The organism is Paenibacillus sp. BC26 (genome assembly GCF_900116125.1).
GTDB lineage: Bacteria > Bacillota > Bacilli > Paenibacillales > Paenibacillaceae > Paenibacillus_Z > Paenibacillus_Z lignilyticus.
On record NZ_FPAD01000006.1, the window covers coordinates 152194 to 167606 of the forward strand.

Consider the following 15413-nt stretch of genomic DNA (forward strand, 5'->3'; position numbering starts at 1 on the left):
TCACATCTATAGCGTCTTCCGTACAAATTGCATCGTATATTTTTCTTCGAAACCTAGGCGATCATACAGAATTCTGGCATTATTTCCGACAACGCACCACAGGTCGACGTTTGCATAGCCACGCCGATAGATCTCATTGCATAGATACCTCATAAACGTTTTTCCGATTCCATGTCCCTGCAGGTCTGATCGAACAGAAATGCTGCTGATCTCACCAGTAGAAAGATGGGCATATGCGGCGATTTCCCCATTTAACACGTAGACAAATCGATCCTGCGCATCCTCAAGCCATGACCGTCGTTCTTGTTCGCTGGGTTGCGCAACCACGGAATCCGGGAAGGAGCCGACACGGACACGCATTTCGTGAAAAGCCTCGGCATACAACGACTGACTGGCTGTATAGTCTTGATCGGTGTACGATCTCACCGGCAGCTCCTCCAGCTTCTCCATAGGAAAAGGCCCGCCGGTTCGCCGCATTAAGCTTGATGAGAAGTAGTCGCCATATCCGAGCTTGTGTGCAAATGTAAGGGTTGATGGATAATTGGCGCGAAAGGAACTTCTGACTTTCTCGGTTCCACCCGTCCGCAACTTCTCCTCTGCATATCTTACGACAGCAGACCCAATCCCTTGCCTGCGAAACAGCGGCGCGACGTACACGGTTAAATAAGACAGCGTCCCAGGCTCATTCACTTGGGCCAATGCAGCCAGTTGGTCCTCTATAAACACGGAAATAAACAATTGCGGCTCCCGCTCAAACACCCGAAGCATATTTTCGCCCGCATCATCCTGGCTTAATAATTCCCTTGCCACTCGATAATCCTGTTCCTTATAACGTTCATACCGGATTCCTGCTCTATTCATCTGCCTTCGATTCCACCTTCGCCTTCGTATTCGCGCCGCGGCCGCTTATTTAAAATACAATTTCCTCCAAAAAAGAGATAGACTGATAATCATTTTTTTATAGACTACTATGTATCCATGCCATTTTTAGCTATGCAAACTTGGGCCACGCATACGTAAAGCCGCCAAACTCCGGCGGCTTTTTTTGCGTTTATTTACTTCTTCTCCGAAGGCTCAGCGGCTCAGCTCAAGCGCCTATCCTTCTAATCGATGCATCTTTCTGTATTTGTGCGGCGGCAGACCGATCGTTTTCTTGAACACGTTCTTGAAGTGGGTTTCACTCTGATAGCCGACCAGCTCGGCGATTCGATACACCGGATCTCTCTCTGTCCGCAAGTAATGCTTGGCCACCTCCATCCGGTAGCCGACCAAATATTGAATAGGACTGATCCCCTCGGATTGACTGAATACCCGGCACGTATATCCGGGACTGAAAAAAGAAGCTTTTGACAACTGATCCAGCGTAATGGCGTCCATGTAATGATTGTGAATGTACTGCTTAATCGCGGCAACCGTTCGATCGGTGCTTGTAGACGTTTCCTTAATAAAGCCGTTATGGACGAGCTTCGCAAGCTCAATCAACAGAATGGCCACATAATAACGAATGCTTAGCCCAGCGGGCACATAGGGGTCTTCTGCCAAACGCAAGATGATACGCGACAGAGATAACGCCTCATCGTAGCGGTCGCCAAGCTCAATTATTGGGCTAGCTCCGGGCTTAATGAAGGTTCCCGGCGCTAAATCAGTCAACTGAAAAGCGTTAAAGGAGATGGAGATCGCCTTAAACGGTTCAGATGCATCCGACAGCTCCTCGTGCCATACGCCGGTATCGTAGACAAGCATAGTTCTCGGGCCGGCCTTATAGATTTTGCCGTCAATCAGGAACGATCCGCTGCCCTCGGTAATAAGCAGCAGCTGCGCGATATCCGGATGATGATGCATCGGGTAGGAGAACGTTTCGCCCCGCTTCAAATCAAAGTTGATTACACCGCGCACAAACGGCAGAAACGGTTCGACAAAAAGCGATTGGGACAAACAGCTCACTCCTTTGTTATAAAAACAAAAGCCCATATCTTTTAGTCCAGTATGCTATCTGCAAGGCGCTTACAAATTATCATATACTCGGGTTACCAGATGCCGCAAGCGCTTTCTTTATTGGCATCGAAACTGCAAAACAAATACGAATTCAACGCAGCGTGAGGTGAACAGGGCATTGGGGAAAGAGGCCAAACGAGAGGCTGTCGCAGGTTATTTGTTTATCGCTCCGTGGATCGTCGGGTTCATTGTATTCGTGCTTGGCGCACTCCTAACCGCATTCTATGTAAGCATGACGGACTGGGACTTGCTTACGCCGTCCAAGTGGATCGGAGCGGAAAATTATAACACGCTTCTTCATGACAAGAAGTTCTGGATCTCGCTTAGAGTAACAGTCATCTACGTCGTTACCGCCGTTCCGCTCGGCATCGTGTTCGGCTTCAGCATTGCGCTCCTGCTCAATCAGAAGATAAAAGGCTTGTCCATTTGGCGGACGATTTACTATTTCCCCGCCATCTTATCGGGCGTCGCGGTTTCGCTCATGTGGATGTGGGTGCTGAATCCGGATTTCGGCGTCATCAATCTGCTCCTCTCTTACGTCGGCATACAAGGCCCCGGCTGGATCGCCAGTCCCACTTGGGCGCTCCCTTCCCTCGTCATCATGAGCATCTGGGGTGCGGGAGGCGGCATGATCATTTACTTGGCCGGACTGCAGGGCATCCCGACCGAATTGTACGAGGCCGCCGAAATCGACGGCTGCAGCAAGTGGAAGAAGCTCTGGAAAATTACGATCCCGATGATGACGTCCGTCATCTTCTTCAATCTGATCATCGGAATGATCAGCGCATTCCAGACCTTTACCGAAGCTTACGTGATTACCAATGGCGGGCCCGACAACGCTACGCTTTTCTATGCGATGTATTTGTATCAGAACGCCTTTAAGTTTTTCAAAATGGGGTACGCCTCCGCTCTTGCCTGGGTGCTGTTCTTGATCATTCTGCTCATGACGCTCCTCTTATTCGCGACCTCGAGAAGATGGGTCTATTATGCATCCGGAGAGGAGAATCGGGGATGAAGTCGACCGCTGAACGGCTGCAAAAAACAATTGTCTATATCGTTATCGCGATGGGTGCTTTTTTCCTGCTCGTCCCGCTCTGGTGGATGATTACGACCTCGATCAAGCCGTACGCGGACGTGTTTATTTTCCCGCCGGAGGTCATTCCCTCCCGCTTCCGATGGTCCAATTATCCGGATATCTTTCGGATATTGCCGTTCGGCAAATATTTTCTAAACACGCTGTTCATTGCCGTGTTCGTCGTCTGCGGCACCGTCTTCTCTTCCGCGATGGTCGGCTACGGGTTTGCCAATTTGCGATTTCCCGGCCGCGGCGCGCTGTTCATCGTCATGCTGTCGACCATGATGATCCCTTATCATACGACCTTGGTGCCCCAGTTCATCATTTTCAAGGAGATCGGCTGGCTGGATACGTACTTGCCTTTGATCGCGCCTGCCTTTTTCGGCACCCCCTTCTACATCTTCCTGTACCGGCAATTTTTCATGAATATTGCCAAGGAGTACAATGATGCCGCCAAAATCGACGGCTGCGGCTATTGGAACACCTTCATCCGCATTATCATCCCTATGTCGCTGCCGGTGATTGGCGTCGTGACGATATTCTCCTTCAACGGCGTATGGAATGACTTTCTCGGACCGCTCATTTATATCAACTCCGAGCGGCTGCGGACGATTCAACTGGGCATTAACGCGCTGCGAGGCTTGCACACCGTGGAGTGGCATCTGCTGATGGCGGCTTCGGTCATCGCGCTCATACCGACCGTTACGATTTTCTTTTTATTCCAGCGGAAAATGATTCAAGGCGTAGTCGTCTCCGGAATCAAAGGGTAACGAGAGGGGGAATGTTCGAGAGCTCTGCCGGTTTCGCGAAGCATTAGAATAATAAGGGGAGGCAACGAAAAATGAAAACGCTGTCAATTGGAAAGTGGAGTCGTTTCATGTTCGTGTTCGCGGCTGTAAGCTCGCTCGTCTTCGCAGCAGCATGCTCAAACTCGGGCAAGTCCGATGACAAAGTCACCATTACCATGACGTACACCGGCGATGAGAATGCGACGAAGGTGCTGAAAGCCCGCATCGATAAATACTTAGACAAGTCGCTCAATATCGAAGTGCAGGTGACCCCGATACCGGGCGGCGAATACTGGGATAAGGTAACGACGATGTTCGCCGGCGGCACGCAGCCGGACGTTCTGTTCATGAGCGAGCCGCTCAAGAAATTCGCCAGTCAAGGCAAGCTGCTCGATATGAACTCCTATATCGAAGCCAGCTCGACGTTCAACAAGGACGACTTCTATCCGGCTTCATTGGAATTTTATCAATACGACGGTAAGCAATACGGCATCCCGCAGGACTTGAATACGGCACTCTTCTTCTACAACGAAGATATGTTCAAGGCAGCCGGCTTGAAGACACCTTGGGAATTGTATGAGGCAGGCAACTGGACTTGGGACGCTTACTTGGATGCCGCGAAGAAGCTGACGCTCAAAGACGGCGACCGCATTACGCAATTCGGCACCAGCTATCCGGGGATTGGGCCATGGTGGTACAGCGCATGGGTGTTCACCAATGGAGGCAATTACTTAAACGATGACAGCTCGAAATCGGCATTCAACGATCCGAAAGTCATCGCTTCGCTTGCGTTTACAAGCGAGCTGTCCAACAAATACGGCGTTGCTCCTTCACCTGCCAGCGGCGGGCAGGACGTAACGGGCATGTCGTTTGCGACTGGCAAAATCGCAATGGAAGCAAACTTCTCTTGGGCGATTGGCGGTTATAAGACGCTGCCGTTCAAATGGAATGTGGCGCCAATGCCGGTGGCCAGCGGCGATATCGATCCGCTGACGACTTATATTCATAACTCTGGCTTCTCGATCTCCAAGGACACGAAGCATCCCGACGAAGCGTGGGCCGTTATCGAAGCGCTCTCGACACCGGACTCCTACGCGGATGACGCCGCCAGCCGAGGCATTATCCCGCCTAGACCGAGCGTCGTCGACAAGAAGGAAATCCTGAATGCCGAAGGGATGCCGTCCAACGCCAAAATCATTTCGCAAATGCTGGAAAAAGGCAAACTGTATCAGTTTACGGAAACGACGGCGGAAGAGGATCAGGTGTATATCACTTACGGCGATCAAATTCTGAGCAAGAAAGTGACGCCGGAAGAAGGCGCCAAAAAGATCGCCGAGGAAATCGACGCCATATTGAGCAAGAAGAAGTAAAGACCGGCAAGACCCTGGGCGCTTCCGTTAATCGGGAGCGCTTCTTTTTATTTCATTGTGATCAAACCTTATCATTTGCATGAATGTTGTACGATAGAGATAGCAGCAAAATTAACAATGAAAGGGGCTTATGGAATGAATCAAATCAAACCCATTTTGCCGTGTCCCTCCATTAGGGAACAGATTGCCTTTTACGAACATTTGGGCTTCGAAACCGTGTATAACTCGAATCGTCCGCACCCGTATGCCGTTGTAAAGTATGGCCAGCTGGAGATTCATTTCTATGTTAGCAAGAAGATAGCGCCTGCCGAAAATCCGCAAATGTGCTACGTGCAAGTCGATGACGTCAATCGTCTCTATGAGGCTTTCACTGCCGGCTTGAAACAAGCGATCGGGAAAATCCCCCGCTCCGGCATTCCCCGCATATCGAAGTTGAAGGACTTGGCGGAAGATCGAAGATTTATAATTACGGATATGGGCGGAAATACGCTGTTTGTCGGAACGCCGAATGCCGAGCTTGCCAATCCCGCTTTCTTTCGAACCATCGAAAGCGAAGCATGGGTCAACCCCTTCGAGACCCTATTCGATTTGATGTATTCCAAAGAAGACAGCAAGTCGGCGTCCAATATGTTGGAGAAGTTTTTCCCTGCAGATCTCGGTACGTTGAACGTCGGAAGCATGGATTTAGCTAAAATCCTGCTGGTTGCGCTGGACATCCAACTGCACCGTAATCATGTCGTCGACCCGGTACTAAACGATCGCCTAAAGGGGCTAATTGTCGACGCTAATAATGATACTGCTGATTGGAAACGAATTTCCCAGCAGTATGACGATATCCTGAACGGCGAATAACTCTAGCAGACAATAAAAAACAGAGCGACGGTGTTTGGATCACCGTGCTCTGTTTTTCATTTCAGCCTTATTCCCCTATAGCACGAGCATAAGCGATAATCGGCGGCTCTCCGAACTCCTGCGCGTAGTCCTCGCCTAACCATACGCCGAAGCTGGTCTGCCGGCCGAAGCCTAGGCTCCGATAGTAAGCCGCATCCTGACGGATGACCTCTTCGTAGAAAGGCAGTGCTTGCAAAGGTTTGGTCCACTTTAGAAACCGGGAATTGTCCATCCAGTATTCCAGAATTTGAGCGCCTTCCTGTCCGAACAGCTGCAGCAGACCGGACAGGTGCTCGAGCTCCTTATAGTTCTCCGGGCAATCCGGATCATGGATCGTAACAGCGGAATTCCGGTAAATTGGCGCATACTCGAGGAAGATACCAGGGTCGGGCTGTACCTTGACCGGCGCTTGGATCGTATCTTGGTAAGCCAGGTAGCAATGCTCAGCCGACGCATCAAACCGCCGAATCCCCCGCAGGATATGATTGTAGAACTTCATCGCCTGATCGGAGGTGGACAACATCCGGCATTCCTCACAGTGGCAAGCGCTGTTCGTCACATCGTCGATCCAGAAGTAGTATCGCCCCGATAATGTAGGCAAAGCCCTTGCCAGCTCTTCTGAGCGCACCTCCAAGAATTCGAGTGCCTCCTTATTGGAAGCGCACAAGTTAAAGTCCGGATTGCGGCTTCCTGACTCATCCAGCCGGAACCAGTCGGGATGCTCGGAGAAGAGCGCTCGCGGAACCAGCCATGACATGGCATGGGATTCGAATTCGAGGTCCACGTTCAGCTCCTTCATCCGTTCTGCGAACTGCTCAAACGCCGGCGTTCTCACAACATCCAGCATCCTCTCAAGCTCCTCAAGCGCTCCCGCTCCCCAGCCCGGATGGATGCCCACCAGATTTAGACCCGAACGGGCAATCAGGTCCGCCCAATAAGGGCCGACCTCCTCAGGCAGAATAAGTATGCCGCGCTTCTCTTCATTCATGTTGGTTGTCTCCTCTTAGCTGTTAAAATTTATCCGCCGTATACCAGTGAATCGGTAGCGGAAACCATCCGGCAGGCACGTTAGCTCCCGTATAACGACCTTGCGGTGTAAGCAGAAGCGTCTGTGCCTGCTTCTTGTCCAGCGCAATTGCGCCGGGCTTGGCTGACCGCTCGACCGTCACGCCGTTCTCGTCCACGCGAGCCGTAACGGGTTGTCCGTCCAGTACAGCGGAGAATTCGCCGGGCGCAAGTCCCGTCGTCCGATAAGCAAGCGTTAAATAAGCTTCAAGCACGCGGGCAAAGTTTATAATGTGGTAACTGTCGGATGGGCCGATCGCGTAATTTTCCGCAAAGCTGCTCAAGCTCGCGTTCAGCTCCGTCTCATATTCAGGAGCGAATACAGCGATCCAGTCCTGACCCGAATGAGCCAAATACCCCTTCATTGCACGCGGAAAGTCGTTCACATTTGCCATCGCGAGCTCCGTTACTTCATTCCCCGCTTTGTTGACGACAATATAGCCAATTAGCTTGTCCCCATCCAGAACGCCGATCGCCTTCTGCTCGAGCCCATTCAAGATGTGCGACATCTGCTGCTCGTCACGATGAACGAATGCCGGCCGTGCATCGTTCAGACTGCGTGCAAAGGCTGCTGCGCCTTCGACTTCGAACAATGGACGGAACGACAGCCCGTCCACGTTCACATCGCTTAAGGCATGGCGGCAATTGACCTCTCCCACCGAATACTTGATCTTCACCCCGCCGAGGGTAAAATCGAAATACTCATACCGCTGCCGCTGACCGTATAGAACGACCATATCGTACAATTCCGGCGCTTCCTCCAGCCACTTGTTCATGAGCACCTTCATATGCCCTTCCCCGCGAGCTCGCGGATGCACCGACACAATCCCCAAGTATCCGGCCCGCAGCGAAATACCGCTTACGTTCATCGGCTCCGGATAAATGGCTACCTGAGCGCGCAGCCGTCCCTGCTCATCCGCAGCCACCATGTGAATGGACGAAGAATCGATGTCCTCGCTGTACACTTTGGGCAGCACGGCTTCGATATCAAGCTTAAAGGCATAGTTGGCTAGATCGATATACGCCTCACGCTCATCCGGTCTTGCTTTTCTATATTCCATCTCATTCACAGCTCCCTCTATATAAGGATTAATAACTATCATTTCACATGCATTCAAGCCTCTGTCTTCAAACTACTTTCATTATACCGAAAAACGCCTACCCCAAGATGAGCCGCTGCATAATCCAGTGCTTTCGACAAATCCTTCATTGTTTCCCTAACCATACGCAGACTTTATGCACGCCAACAGCAGCAATGAATTGACAAAAACGCCGTAAAAAAAATACGCCGCATGGCTACATCAAACATTTACAATTCTATGATCTCTCGAAAATATACAACTTGTACTCTACTTGTAGACACGTTGAACTTTCAGGGAGGTACATAATAATGAAGAACATTTCGAAACTTACAACCGCTGTATTATCCGCATCTGTGCTCGTCGGTGCAATTGTTGCTCCTGCATCCGGCTTCGCGGCCGCGCCAATCGCTAAGAAAGCCGGTGCCTTCACGCAAGCAAGCGTTGAACGCACCGCTCAAGGGAAATTGATCGTACGTTGGAAAGCCGATGCTGACCTCGGCTCGGCCAAGGTATACTGGAGCACTTCTCCGGACAACATCGAGAAGAACGGTAAATTGCTCGCTAAGACGTACTCGGCGTTTAACGGTTTTGCAACAGCGGATCCTAAGCCGGGATCCCGGATTTATTTCCTCGTAAAAGGCGGTAACAGCGCAACGATCGAGACGGCTGAGCGCAAAGTAAACCTGCAAGGCGCATTTAACTTTCGCGACCTTGGCGGTTATCAAACAGCAGACGGCAAAACGGTAAAATGGGGCAAGCTGTTCCGCGGCGAAGAGCTCGGCCATTTGACGGATGCAGACCTTAAGGCGATTCAGGAAATGGGCATTAAGACAAACGTCGACTACCGTACCGATGCGGAAGTGAAAGCTCTACCGGATCCGGTAATTCCAGGCGTCAACAACGTTCGTACCGATGCGGGAAATCCCGGCTCAACGGCCGATATGAACGCGATGATTGCCTCCGGCATGATGAAGGACGCGGCATCCGCCGTTCAAATGATGGTGGGCTTCAACAAGCAAATGGTCGACGCTCCGAAGTTCTACGTGCAATTGATGGATCTGCTTAACGATCCGAACAACGCGGCCCTCTTGCAGCACTGCACCGCCGGCAAAGACCGCACCGGACTGGGCTCCGCAATCATTCTGCTGACGCTTGGCGTTGATGAGAAAACGGTAATGGACGATTACCTGCTCAGCAACTTCTATCGTGCAGATGCGAACAAGAACATGATCGAAGGCGTGAAGCAGCAAGTGAAGGACGAGAACGTGGTTGCTGCCATTACCGCGCTGATGGGCGTTCAGAAAGAATTCCTGCAAGCTGCCCTTGACGAGATGAAAGCGAAGTACGGCTCCATTGATGCGTTTCTGGAGACAGGCCTTGGTATTACAAAAGAGGAGCGCGCTAAGCTGAAAGCGATGTACACCGAATAAATCTAACAAGTAAGGAGTCGCCCCGATTGAGGGACGACTCCTTTTTGATCGTGCATTTTCGTGAGCTGAGTTTGCAGAGAGTCCCTTGCTTGTCATATTATACAGAGGAGTGCCAGACGGAGAGGAATGTGCAATAATGGCGAATTCAACGTTAATCGATACCGCGTACGACTATATTGATAATCAAATTCGAACCGGTGAATTCATGCCAGGTTCGCTTCTATCCGAGAATGAATTATCCGAAACCCTAAATATGAGTCGTACACCCATACGCGCGGCGATTTCTCGTCTCGAACACGAAGGGCTGCTCGTTACGCTTAAGAATAGAGGCGTGCTCGTCAAAGAGATCTCCATGAAAGAAGTCATCGACACCATGGAGGTGCTGCATCTGTTTCAAATGCAGGCTATAGCGCTATTAAAAGATGGCGTGGTAGAACCGGACCTTAAGCATCTGCAGGAGCATTTAAACCGTCAACTCGACGCCGAGCAGAATAATGCTTATACGCAGTATCTTGAGAGCTCTATGAAGTTCTCTGAGTGCTTGCTCAATGTGATGAATAACGGAGTTATTGCGAAAATCGTCGATGCCGGCGTCAAACAACTCATCCTCTTCGCCACCATTAATTTCAAATTAACGCCCCACGAGCCGCACTATTCCGCCAACCGGTTGAACCAATCGATCTACGATGCGATTGCAGCCGGCGATTACGATCGTTTTCGCGAGATCGCCAACGACTCCTATGCCCATAACCGCCAGCGCATGCTGCGCATGTCGAGATTGTAGAACCGGACTCTTGCCACTATATAAAATTATGGGCTTCTTTTGCAGAGGCCCTTTTCTATTAAGCTGAACTACTACACTTTTAAGCTAGGAGTTGTTTAAAGTGAACATTCGAAACCTGCAGCCAAGCGACAACGCGGCGATCGAACGAATTATACGGGAATGCCTGATCGAATTTGGCGGCAACAGAGCCGGGTTAGCTTGGGAGGATGAGAGCTTGAGCCACTTGGCTGATTACTATAATGCCGAAGGACGGGCCTATTGGGTGGTTGAGCAGGATGGCAGAATCGTTGGGGGATGCGGCATTGCGCCTTTTGCGGAATCGAGCGAAGTATGTGAGCTGCAGAAGATGTACTTGCTGCAGGAAGCAAGGGGTACAGGCGCGGCAGCGGCTCTGTTAGACGAAGCACTGGGCTTTGCGCGTATTCATTATCGGCAATGCTACTTGGAAACGTTGACGACTATGGTCGCTGCCAATCGATTCTATGCCAAACATGGCTTCGCACAACTCGATGCGCCGCTTGCAGGCACGGAGCATTATGCTTGCGATGCCTGGTATATCAAGCAGTTGAACGGCGGATAAAGGACGTAACAGGCTGCCAGGGAAAGTCTCGACAGCCGTTTTTTCGTCTACACTTCTTGGACAAAACTTTAACGGTTGTCAGCGTGGCTATTTGATGAAAATAAGCCTTTTTGCAATTCTAACGGTTGTGACAGACGCTATTTGATGCGAATGGGGCGATTCCCAGTGGAAAACGTTCAAATAAGCTCGCTGGCAACCGTTAGCCTACGAAAAGGGTCTGTTTAAGCAAAATAACCACTGTCACAACCGTTAGAGGTGGAATGCGACAAAGCACGCGGCCATAGGAGAAAATTTGCTCCACCTGCAAGGCGCCGGGAGCTAAAAAATCCGATGACCAGTGCGCTTCTTTGCGACGTGACGGCAATTAAACGATAACGCTCCACACTAGGCAGGAGACTGGTTGGCCAATGCAGAATCAAGTAGACCAACTACATTTTCTATAGGAGGAGCTCCCCTTGATTCGCAAACTGCTTCCATTTGCCATTGGACTTATGAGCTTCTCTTATATTTTCATCATTCCGTCCGAGCCTGAAGGCTTGAAGCTGGTATTCAAGCTAATTCCTATGGCCCTCATCATTACGTATGCCTACTTGCTCTGCCCGGCTTCCCGGCAGCCGAAGCATTCGCTGCTCTTGCTCGGTTTGATCTTCTCTATGTGCGGAGACGGATTGATGAAATGGTTCGTTGCCGGGCTCTCTGCATTTCTGATCGGACACCTGTTTTATACAGCATCCTTCATCCGTCGCATGCGGTTCTCTTGGCCACGTGCTGTCACCCTCATTCCAATTGCCATCTATGCCGGGTATATGAGTATACAGCTGGTTCATGCCCTGCAAGGCAGCGGGCAGAGCGGACTCATCGTACCTGTTCTTCTCTATGTAACGGTTATCTCCGCGATGGCCTGGACGGCGATTCTAACCGGCAATGGTTATGCGGTAATCGGGTCTCTGCTCTTCTTGGCCTCCGACTCCCTTCTGTCTTGGAACATGTTCGTTGCTGACATTTCCCACTCCGACATTTGGATTATGGCTACCTATTATGCAGCTCAATTCTTCATTGCCAACAGCTTGAGAGAACCATCCACGGCCACCACGGCCACTCCTATCACCTCTCATTTTTCCGCAAAATTTTAATAGTCTTAAGAGTATGTTCTCGTTCCTTAATAGACATAATTATAGTAGAATCGAACATATGATCTACTATTTTGCTAGGAAAGGATGAATTTTACACATGGAACTCCCTGTAACAAATAGTCCTTCATCAGAACCTAAGCCCTCTATGGGCTCCATGCTGAGAAACCGTTTTATTCAAGCTATTTTATCAGCAGGCGTATTCATGCAGATTGGCATTTGGGTGCGCAACTTCGCGGTGCTCTTGTTTGTAGTCGAAATGACCGACGGAGACGCGCTTGCCGTCTCGTTGGTATCGGTAGCGGAGTTCGCGCCGATTTTCGTTTTCTCGTTCATCGGCGGCGCGTTCGCCGATCGATGGAAGCCTAAGCGGACAATGGTATTATGTGACCTGCTTAGCGCGATATCCATCTTCGTTATCTTGCTCACCTTGCTTTATGGCTCTTGGCAGTCGATATTCTTCGCTACGTTTGTCTCGGCGATTCTATCGCAATTCTCTCAGCCTTCCAGCATGAAGCTGTTCAAGCTGCACGTGCCGGGAGAGCAGATGCAAGCCGGCATGGCCTTGTTCCAGACCATGATGGCGGTATTCATGATTTTGGGTCCGATTCTGGGCACATTCGTATTCGAACAATTGAACATCTACTGGTCGATGGGCATCGTCTGCGCCATGTTCCTCATCTCTGCTGCAGTACTTACGCTGCTGCCTCCGGACCGGATTGAAGAGAAAATCGATAAAGGGACATCGATTTGGACGGAGATGAAGATGGGGCTCGACTACGTTCTTCGTCGCAAAGCACTCGTCGCTTTGGGCGGCTCATTCCTCGCCGCTGGGCTAGGTATCGGCGTCATCCATACGCTTGCCGTATTTCTTATTACCGAGCAGCTCGGCTTGCCGAAGGGCAATCTGCAATGGCTCTTCGCAGCTAACGGCGCGGCTATGCTTGTCGGCGGAGGATTATCGATGGTATTCTCGAACAAAGTCGCTCCGCAAACGCTTGTTTTATGGGGTATGCTTGTCACCGGGATTGGCGTTTCGATCATGGGATTCTCCGAGATGTTCTGGCTTACGCTGGCGATGGAAGCCATGATCGGCCTATTCATGCCAGCCCTGCAGATCGGCATTAATACGCTCATTCTGAACAAGACGGAAGAGACATTCGTCGGACGCGTGAATGGCATTCTGACTCCTATGTTCATGGGCGCGATGGTTGTTACGATGAGCATATCGGGCTTCCTGAAGGACAGCTTATCGCTCTCTTGGACCTATCAATGCTCTGCTGCGATGTTCCTGATCGGCATCGTGTTTCTTCTGCCCCTGTACCGAATCAAGGATCCGGTTCCCGTTGCGGTGGAAGGGCAGTAACTCCGTTAAAAGCCGGGATTACACACCATTACGGTGCGTAATCCCGGCTTTTCAAGAGGAGCCTTATTCATGACGTTTTTTACTCGCGTTGGTACAACGGGCAAGCTGCTTTTTATTATCTCGGGGATCGCACTATTAATCATATTTCTCTTTGTCTCCGTTGCCGTTGGGGCGAAGGATATTTCCAATCAATGAGAAGAACAAAGCGCTGGCGGCCAAAGAGACATCGAATAAATAAGACAAAGGGGAGTCCGCGGTTACGCGACTCCCCTTTTGAATATTCGTCTAAGTCCTGGTCTTCTTTATCAGTCGCCGGTAAACGTGTGTTCTTCCAGCCCCGGCTTGTAAACAAAGGTATATGCTTTCCATGAACCTTTGGTTACTTTAGTCACTTCTTTGGTCAAGGTAAAATCACCTATGTATACCTTCCAAGTATAGGTTTCCCCTTCATTCATACCGCCAACGGCAACGTAACCACTTTTAGTAAAGACGACATTGCCGACATCCTTCCCCTTCGCGTCTTGCAGAACGGGGATACCGAATTGCGGCTTACCCTCCCCATTGACGACCTTGCCAATCATCTGAATTCGGTTCAGCTTTACGTTGCCCAAATCAAGTGTTGTGCCGTCATACGTAAATTTTTGAGCTAAAGGCGGGATCAAGTCGCCTATAGCCGGGTTTTTGCCTCTCGCCGCGAATGGCACGTTTACATCGACATAAAGCAAGTAGGCATGCCCCGCTTCAAGCCCCCGGAGGGAAAAGCTTCCGTCCTGCCCGGATATAACGGATTCACGGTTAGATGAATCGGATTCAAGGCTGATCAAAACCCTAAATCTGGCCAGTGGTTTGCCCGTATCGTCCGTTACTCGTCCGATAACCGGAGCATCGAGCAAAGTTGACAGAATGAACTCATGCTTGACCTTTTCTCCGGCATGGTAGGTAAAGGTGTACGGCGCCGGAACTGCAAACCGTTCAGACCAAGCCGGGGGAAGCTGTGCTGATATCGTATAGGTATGCCCGTCTTGCAATAGATTGGTTATGTACTCGTTTTGTTGCTGCCCCAAGTAGCTAATCAAAGTATCGTTCTCCGATACGGTGAAATTAAGCTCGTTGTCGATCATCGGGTCTCCATCCGGTGACAGTACCCGGACTGTAGCCTGACGATCAACCACTCCGAGCCTGGCACAGTTACCCGAGACGCGAAACCGGAAGGCGCATGTTACGATGTCTGAATCCTCCGTCCAGTTTCCTTCAATGAAATAGTCGCTCCCTATCTCTAGTCCGTCGAAACGGAAATCCCCGTTCGGACCGGTTAGGACCTCCGCAATGTCCAGCAGCTTGTCACCCTGCCGTTGTAGCAGTTGGATATGCTTTCCGCTCATGCTTCCTACACCGTCAGCTGTATAAACCCGTCCTTTTATCGTGTTTCCGGTGCGAATATCGATGTTACGGGCTGCTGCGTTCCAAGTGACCCTATTACCCGTCTCTTCCCCGATAAATCGCAGCGGAACGTAGACGGCTCCATCCTTGATCTCGGCAGGCGTTTGCATCCTGATTTGGTTCCCATTCACTTTCGCCGCTAAGCTTCCAACCTTGAGTTCCATTCGTGACCATGCATTTGAGCCGGAAACGGTCTGCTTCGACTTGTCCCACTCCACCTTCAAGCTCAGAGCCTCGAAAATCGCCCTGAACGGAACCATTGTCACGCTTTGAGTAATATAAGGCTTTGCCGTCATTGAAACTGCCACGCCGTTAACTTGAACAGTGATGGGTTTCAACTGCCCTTCCGCTCTTACCACTGGCGATAAACTTCCACTACCTATTAGTAAGGCTATACCCATAATGAATATCAGAAAT

15 protein-coding genes are annotated in these 15413 nt (G+C 50.6%); 10 read left to right on the top strand and 5 right to left on the bottom strand.

Annotated elements, in window-relative coordinates; genetic code table 11:
• Positions 1–6 precede the first annotated feature (6 nt).
• Both BM412_RS29155 and BM412_RS29160 read right to left on the bottom strand, forming a co-directional pair.
• Complete coding sequence (locus BM412_RS29155) at positions 7–861, bottom strand: GNAT family N-acetyltransferase (protein WP_091225217.1); 855 nt, start codon at positions 859–861, stop codon at positions 7–9.
• 234 nt (positions 862–1095) lie between these two features.
• Positions 1096–1935 (bottom strand): AraC family transcriptional regulator, encoded by an 840-nt coding sequence (locus BM412_RS29160; protein WP_177246147.1) that lies wholly within the window; start codon positions 1933–1935, stop codon positions 1096–1098.
• A 166-nt stretch (positions 1936–2101) separates the two neighbouring features.
• Between BM412_RS29160 and BM412_RS29165 the strand changes: the two genes are divergently transcribed.
• From BM412_RS29165 to BM412_RS29180, 4 genes are all read left to right on the top strand, one after another.
• Positions 2102–3010: a carbohydrate ABC transporter permease gene (locus tag BM412_RS29165; RefSeq protein ID WP_091225219.1), complete on the top strand. Its 909-nt coding sequence runs from the start codon at positions 2102–2104 to the stop codon at positions 3008–3010.
• Complete coding sequence (locus BM412_RS29170; protein ID WP_177246148.1) at positions 3007–3840, top strand: carbohydrate ABC transporter permease; 834 nt, start codon at positions 3007–3009, stop codon at positions 3838–3840. The genes BM412_RS29165 and BM412_RS29170 overlap by 4 nt, the downstream gene beginning before the upstream one ends.
• A 71-nt stretch (positions 3841–3911) precedes the next feature.
• Positions 3912–5228, top strand: coding sequence for an ABC transporter substrate-binding protein (locus BM412_RS29175; protein WP_091225221.1), 1317 nt, complete (start codon positions 3912–3914; stop codon positions 5226–5228).
• 135 nt (positions 5229–5363) lie between these two features.
• Entirely contained in the window at positions 5364–6080 is a 717-nt protein-coding gene (locus BM412_RS29180) for a VOC family protein (protein WP_091225222.1), read from the top strand.
• A gap of 67 nt (positions 6081–6147) precedes the next feature.
• Here BM412_RS29180 and BM412_RS29185 read toward each other — a convergent pair whose 3' ends face one another.
• Positions 6148–7107: a DUF4838 domain-containing protein gene (locus tag BM412_RS29185; protein WP_091225223.1), complete on the bottom strand. Its 960-nt coding sequence runs from the start codon at positions 7105–7107 to the stop codon at positions 6148–6150.
• Positions 7108–7129: 22 nt separating this feature from the next.
• The gene (locus tag BM412_RS29190; protein WP_091225224.1) at positions 7130–8245 is read right to left on the bottom strand and encodes a GNAT family N-acetyltransferase; all 1116 of its coding nucleotides are present in this window, start codon (positions 8243–8245) and stop codon (positions 7130–7132) included.
• Between the two features lie 329 nt (positions 8246–8574).
• Here BM412_RS29190 and BM412_RS29195 point away from each other — a divergent pair, with 329 nt between their 5' ends.
• The 6 genes from BM412_RS29195 to BM412_RS32715 all read left to right on the top strand — a co-directional run bounded on the left by BM412_RS29195 (position 8575) and on the right by BM412_RS32715 (position 13751).
• Positions 8575–9696: a tyrosine-protein phosphatase gene (locus BM412_RS29195; protein WP_091225225.1), complete on the top strand. Its 1122-nt coding sequence runs from the start codon at positions 8575–8577 to the stop codon at positions 9694–9696.
• Between the two features lie 136 nt (positions 9697–9832).
• A complete protein-coding gene (locus BM412_RS29200) occupies positions 9833–10480 on the top strand; it encodes a GntR family transcriptional regulator (protein WP_091225226.1) in 648 nt (215 codons plus the stop codon).
• A 100-nt stretch (positions 10481–10580) separates the two neighbouring features.
• Positions 10581–11060: a GNAT family N-acetyltransferase gene (locus BM412_RS29205; RefSeq protein ID WP_091225227.1), complete on the top strand. Its 480-nt coding sequence runs from the start codon at positions 10581–10583 to the stop codon at positions 11058–11060.
• Positions 11061–11515: 455 nt separating this feature from the next.
• Positions 11516–12193, top strand: a complete 678-nt coding sequence (locus BM412_RS29210) for a lysoplasmalogenase (protein ID WP_256256648.1) — start codon at positions 11516–11518, stop codon at positions 12191–12193.
• A 97-nt stretch (positions 12194–12290) separates the two neighbouring features.
• Positions 12291–13556 (top strand): MFS transporter, encoded by a 1266-nt coding sequence (locus BM412_RS29215; protein WP_091225228.1) that lies wholly within the window; start codon positions 12291–12293, stop codon positions 13554–13556.
• Positions 13557–13625: 69 nt separating this feature from the next.
• On the top strand, positions 13626–13751 hold the full coding sequence (locus BM412_RS32715) for a hypothetical protein (protein WP_256256649.1): 126 nt from the start codon (positions 13626–13628) through the stop codon (positions 13749–13751).
• A gap of 110 nt (positions 13752–13861) precedes the next feature.
• On the opposite strand, the gene BM412_RS29220 is transcribed toward BM412_RS32715, so the two are convergent.
• The gene (locus BM412_RS29220; RefSeq protein ID WP_177246149.1) at positions 13862–15334 is read right to left on the bottom strand and encodes a stalk domain-containing protein; all 1473 of its coding nucleotides are present in this window, start codon (positions 15332–15334) and stop codon (positions 13862–13864) included.
• Between the last annotated feature and the right edge of the window lie 79 nt (positions 15335–15413).

Bases quoted from the DNA above. Each gene is read 5' to 3' on its own strand.
- BM412_RS29215 (WP_091225228.1), top strand. From the start codon at position 12,291: ATGGAACTCCCTGTAACAAATAGTCCTTCATCAGAACCTAAGCCCTCT.
- BM412_RS29180 (WP_091225222.1), top strand. From the start codon at position 5,364: ATGAATCAAATCAAACCCATTTTGCCGTGTCCCTCCATTAGGGAACAG.
- BM412_RS29200 (WP_091225226.1), top strand. From the start codon at position 9,833: ATGGCGAATTCAACGTTAATCGATACCGCGTACGACTATATTGATAAT.
- BM412_RS29195 (WP_091225225.1), top strand. From the start codon at position 8,575: ATGAAGAACATTTCGAAACTTACAACCGCTGTATTATCCGCATCTGTG.
- BM412_RS32715 (WP_256256649.1), top strand. From the start codon at position 13,626: ATGACGTTTTTTACTCGCGTTGGTACAACGGGCAAGCTGCTTTTTATT.
- BM412_RS29155 (WP_091225217.1), bottom strand. From the start codon at position 861: ATGAATAGAGCAGGAATCCGGTATGAACGTTATAAGGAACAGGATTAT.
- BM412_RS29190 (WP_091225224.1), bottom strand. From the start codon at position 8,245: ATGGAATATAGAAAAGCAAGACCGGATGAGCGTGAGGCGTATATCGAT.
- BM412_RS29170 (WP_177246148.1), top strand. From the start codon at position 3,007: ATGAAGTCGACCGCTGAACGGCTGCAAAAAACAATTGTCTATATCGTT.
- BM412_RS29185 (WP_091225223.1), bottom strand. From the start codon at position 7,107: ATGAATGAAGAGAAGCGCGGCATACTTATTCTGCCTGAGGAGGTCGGC.
- BM412_RS29175 (WP_091225221.1), top strand. From the start codon at position 3,912: ATGAAAACGCTGTCAATTGGAAAGTGGAGTCGTTTCATGTTCGTGTTC.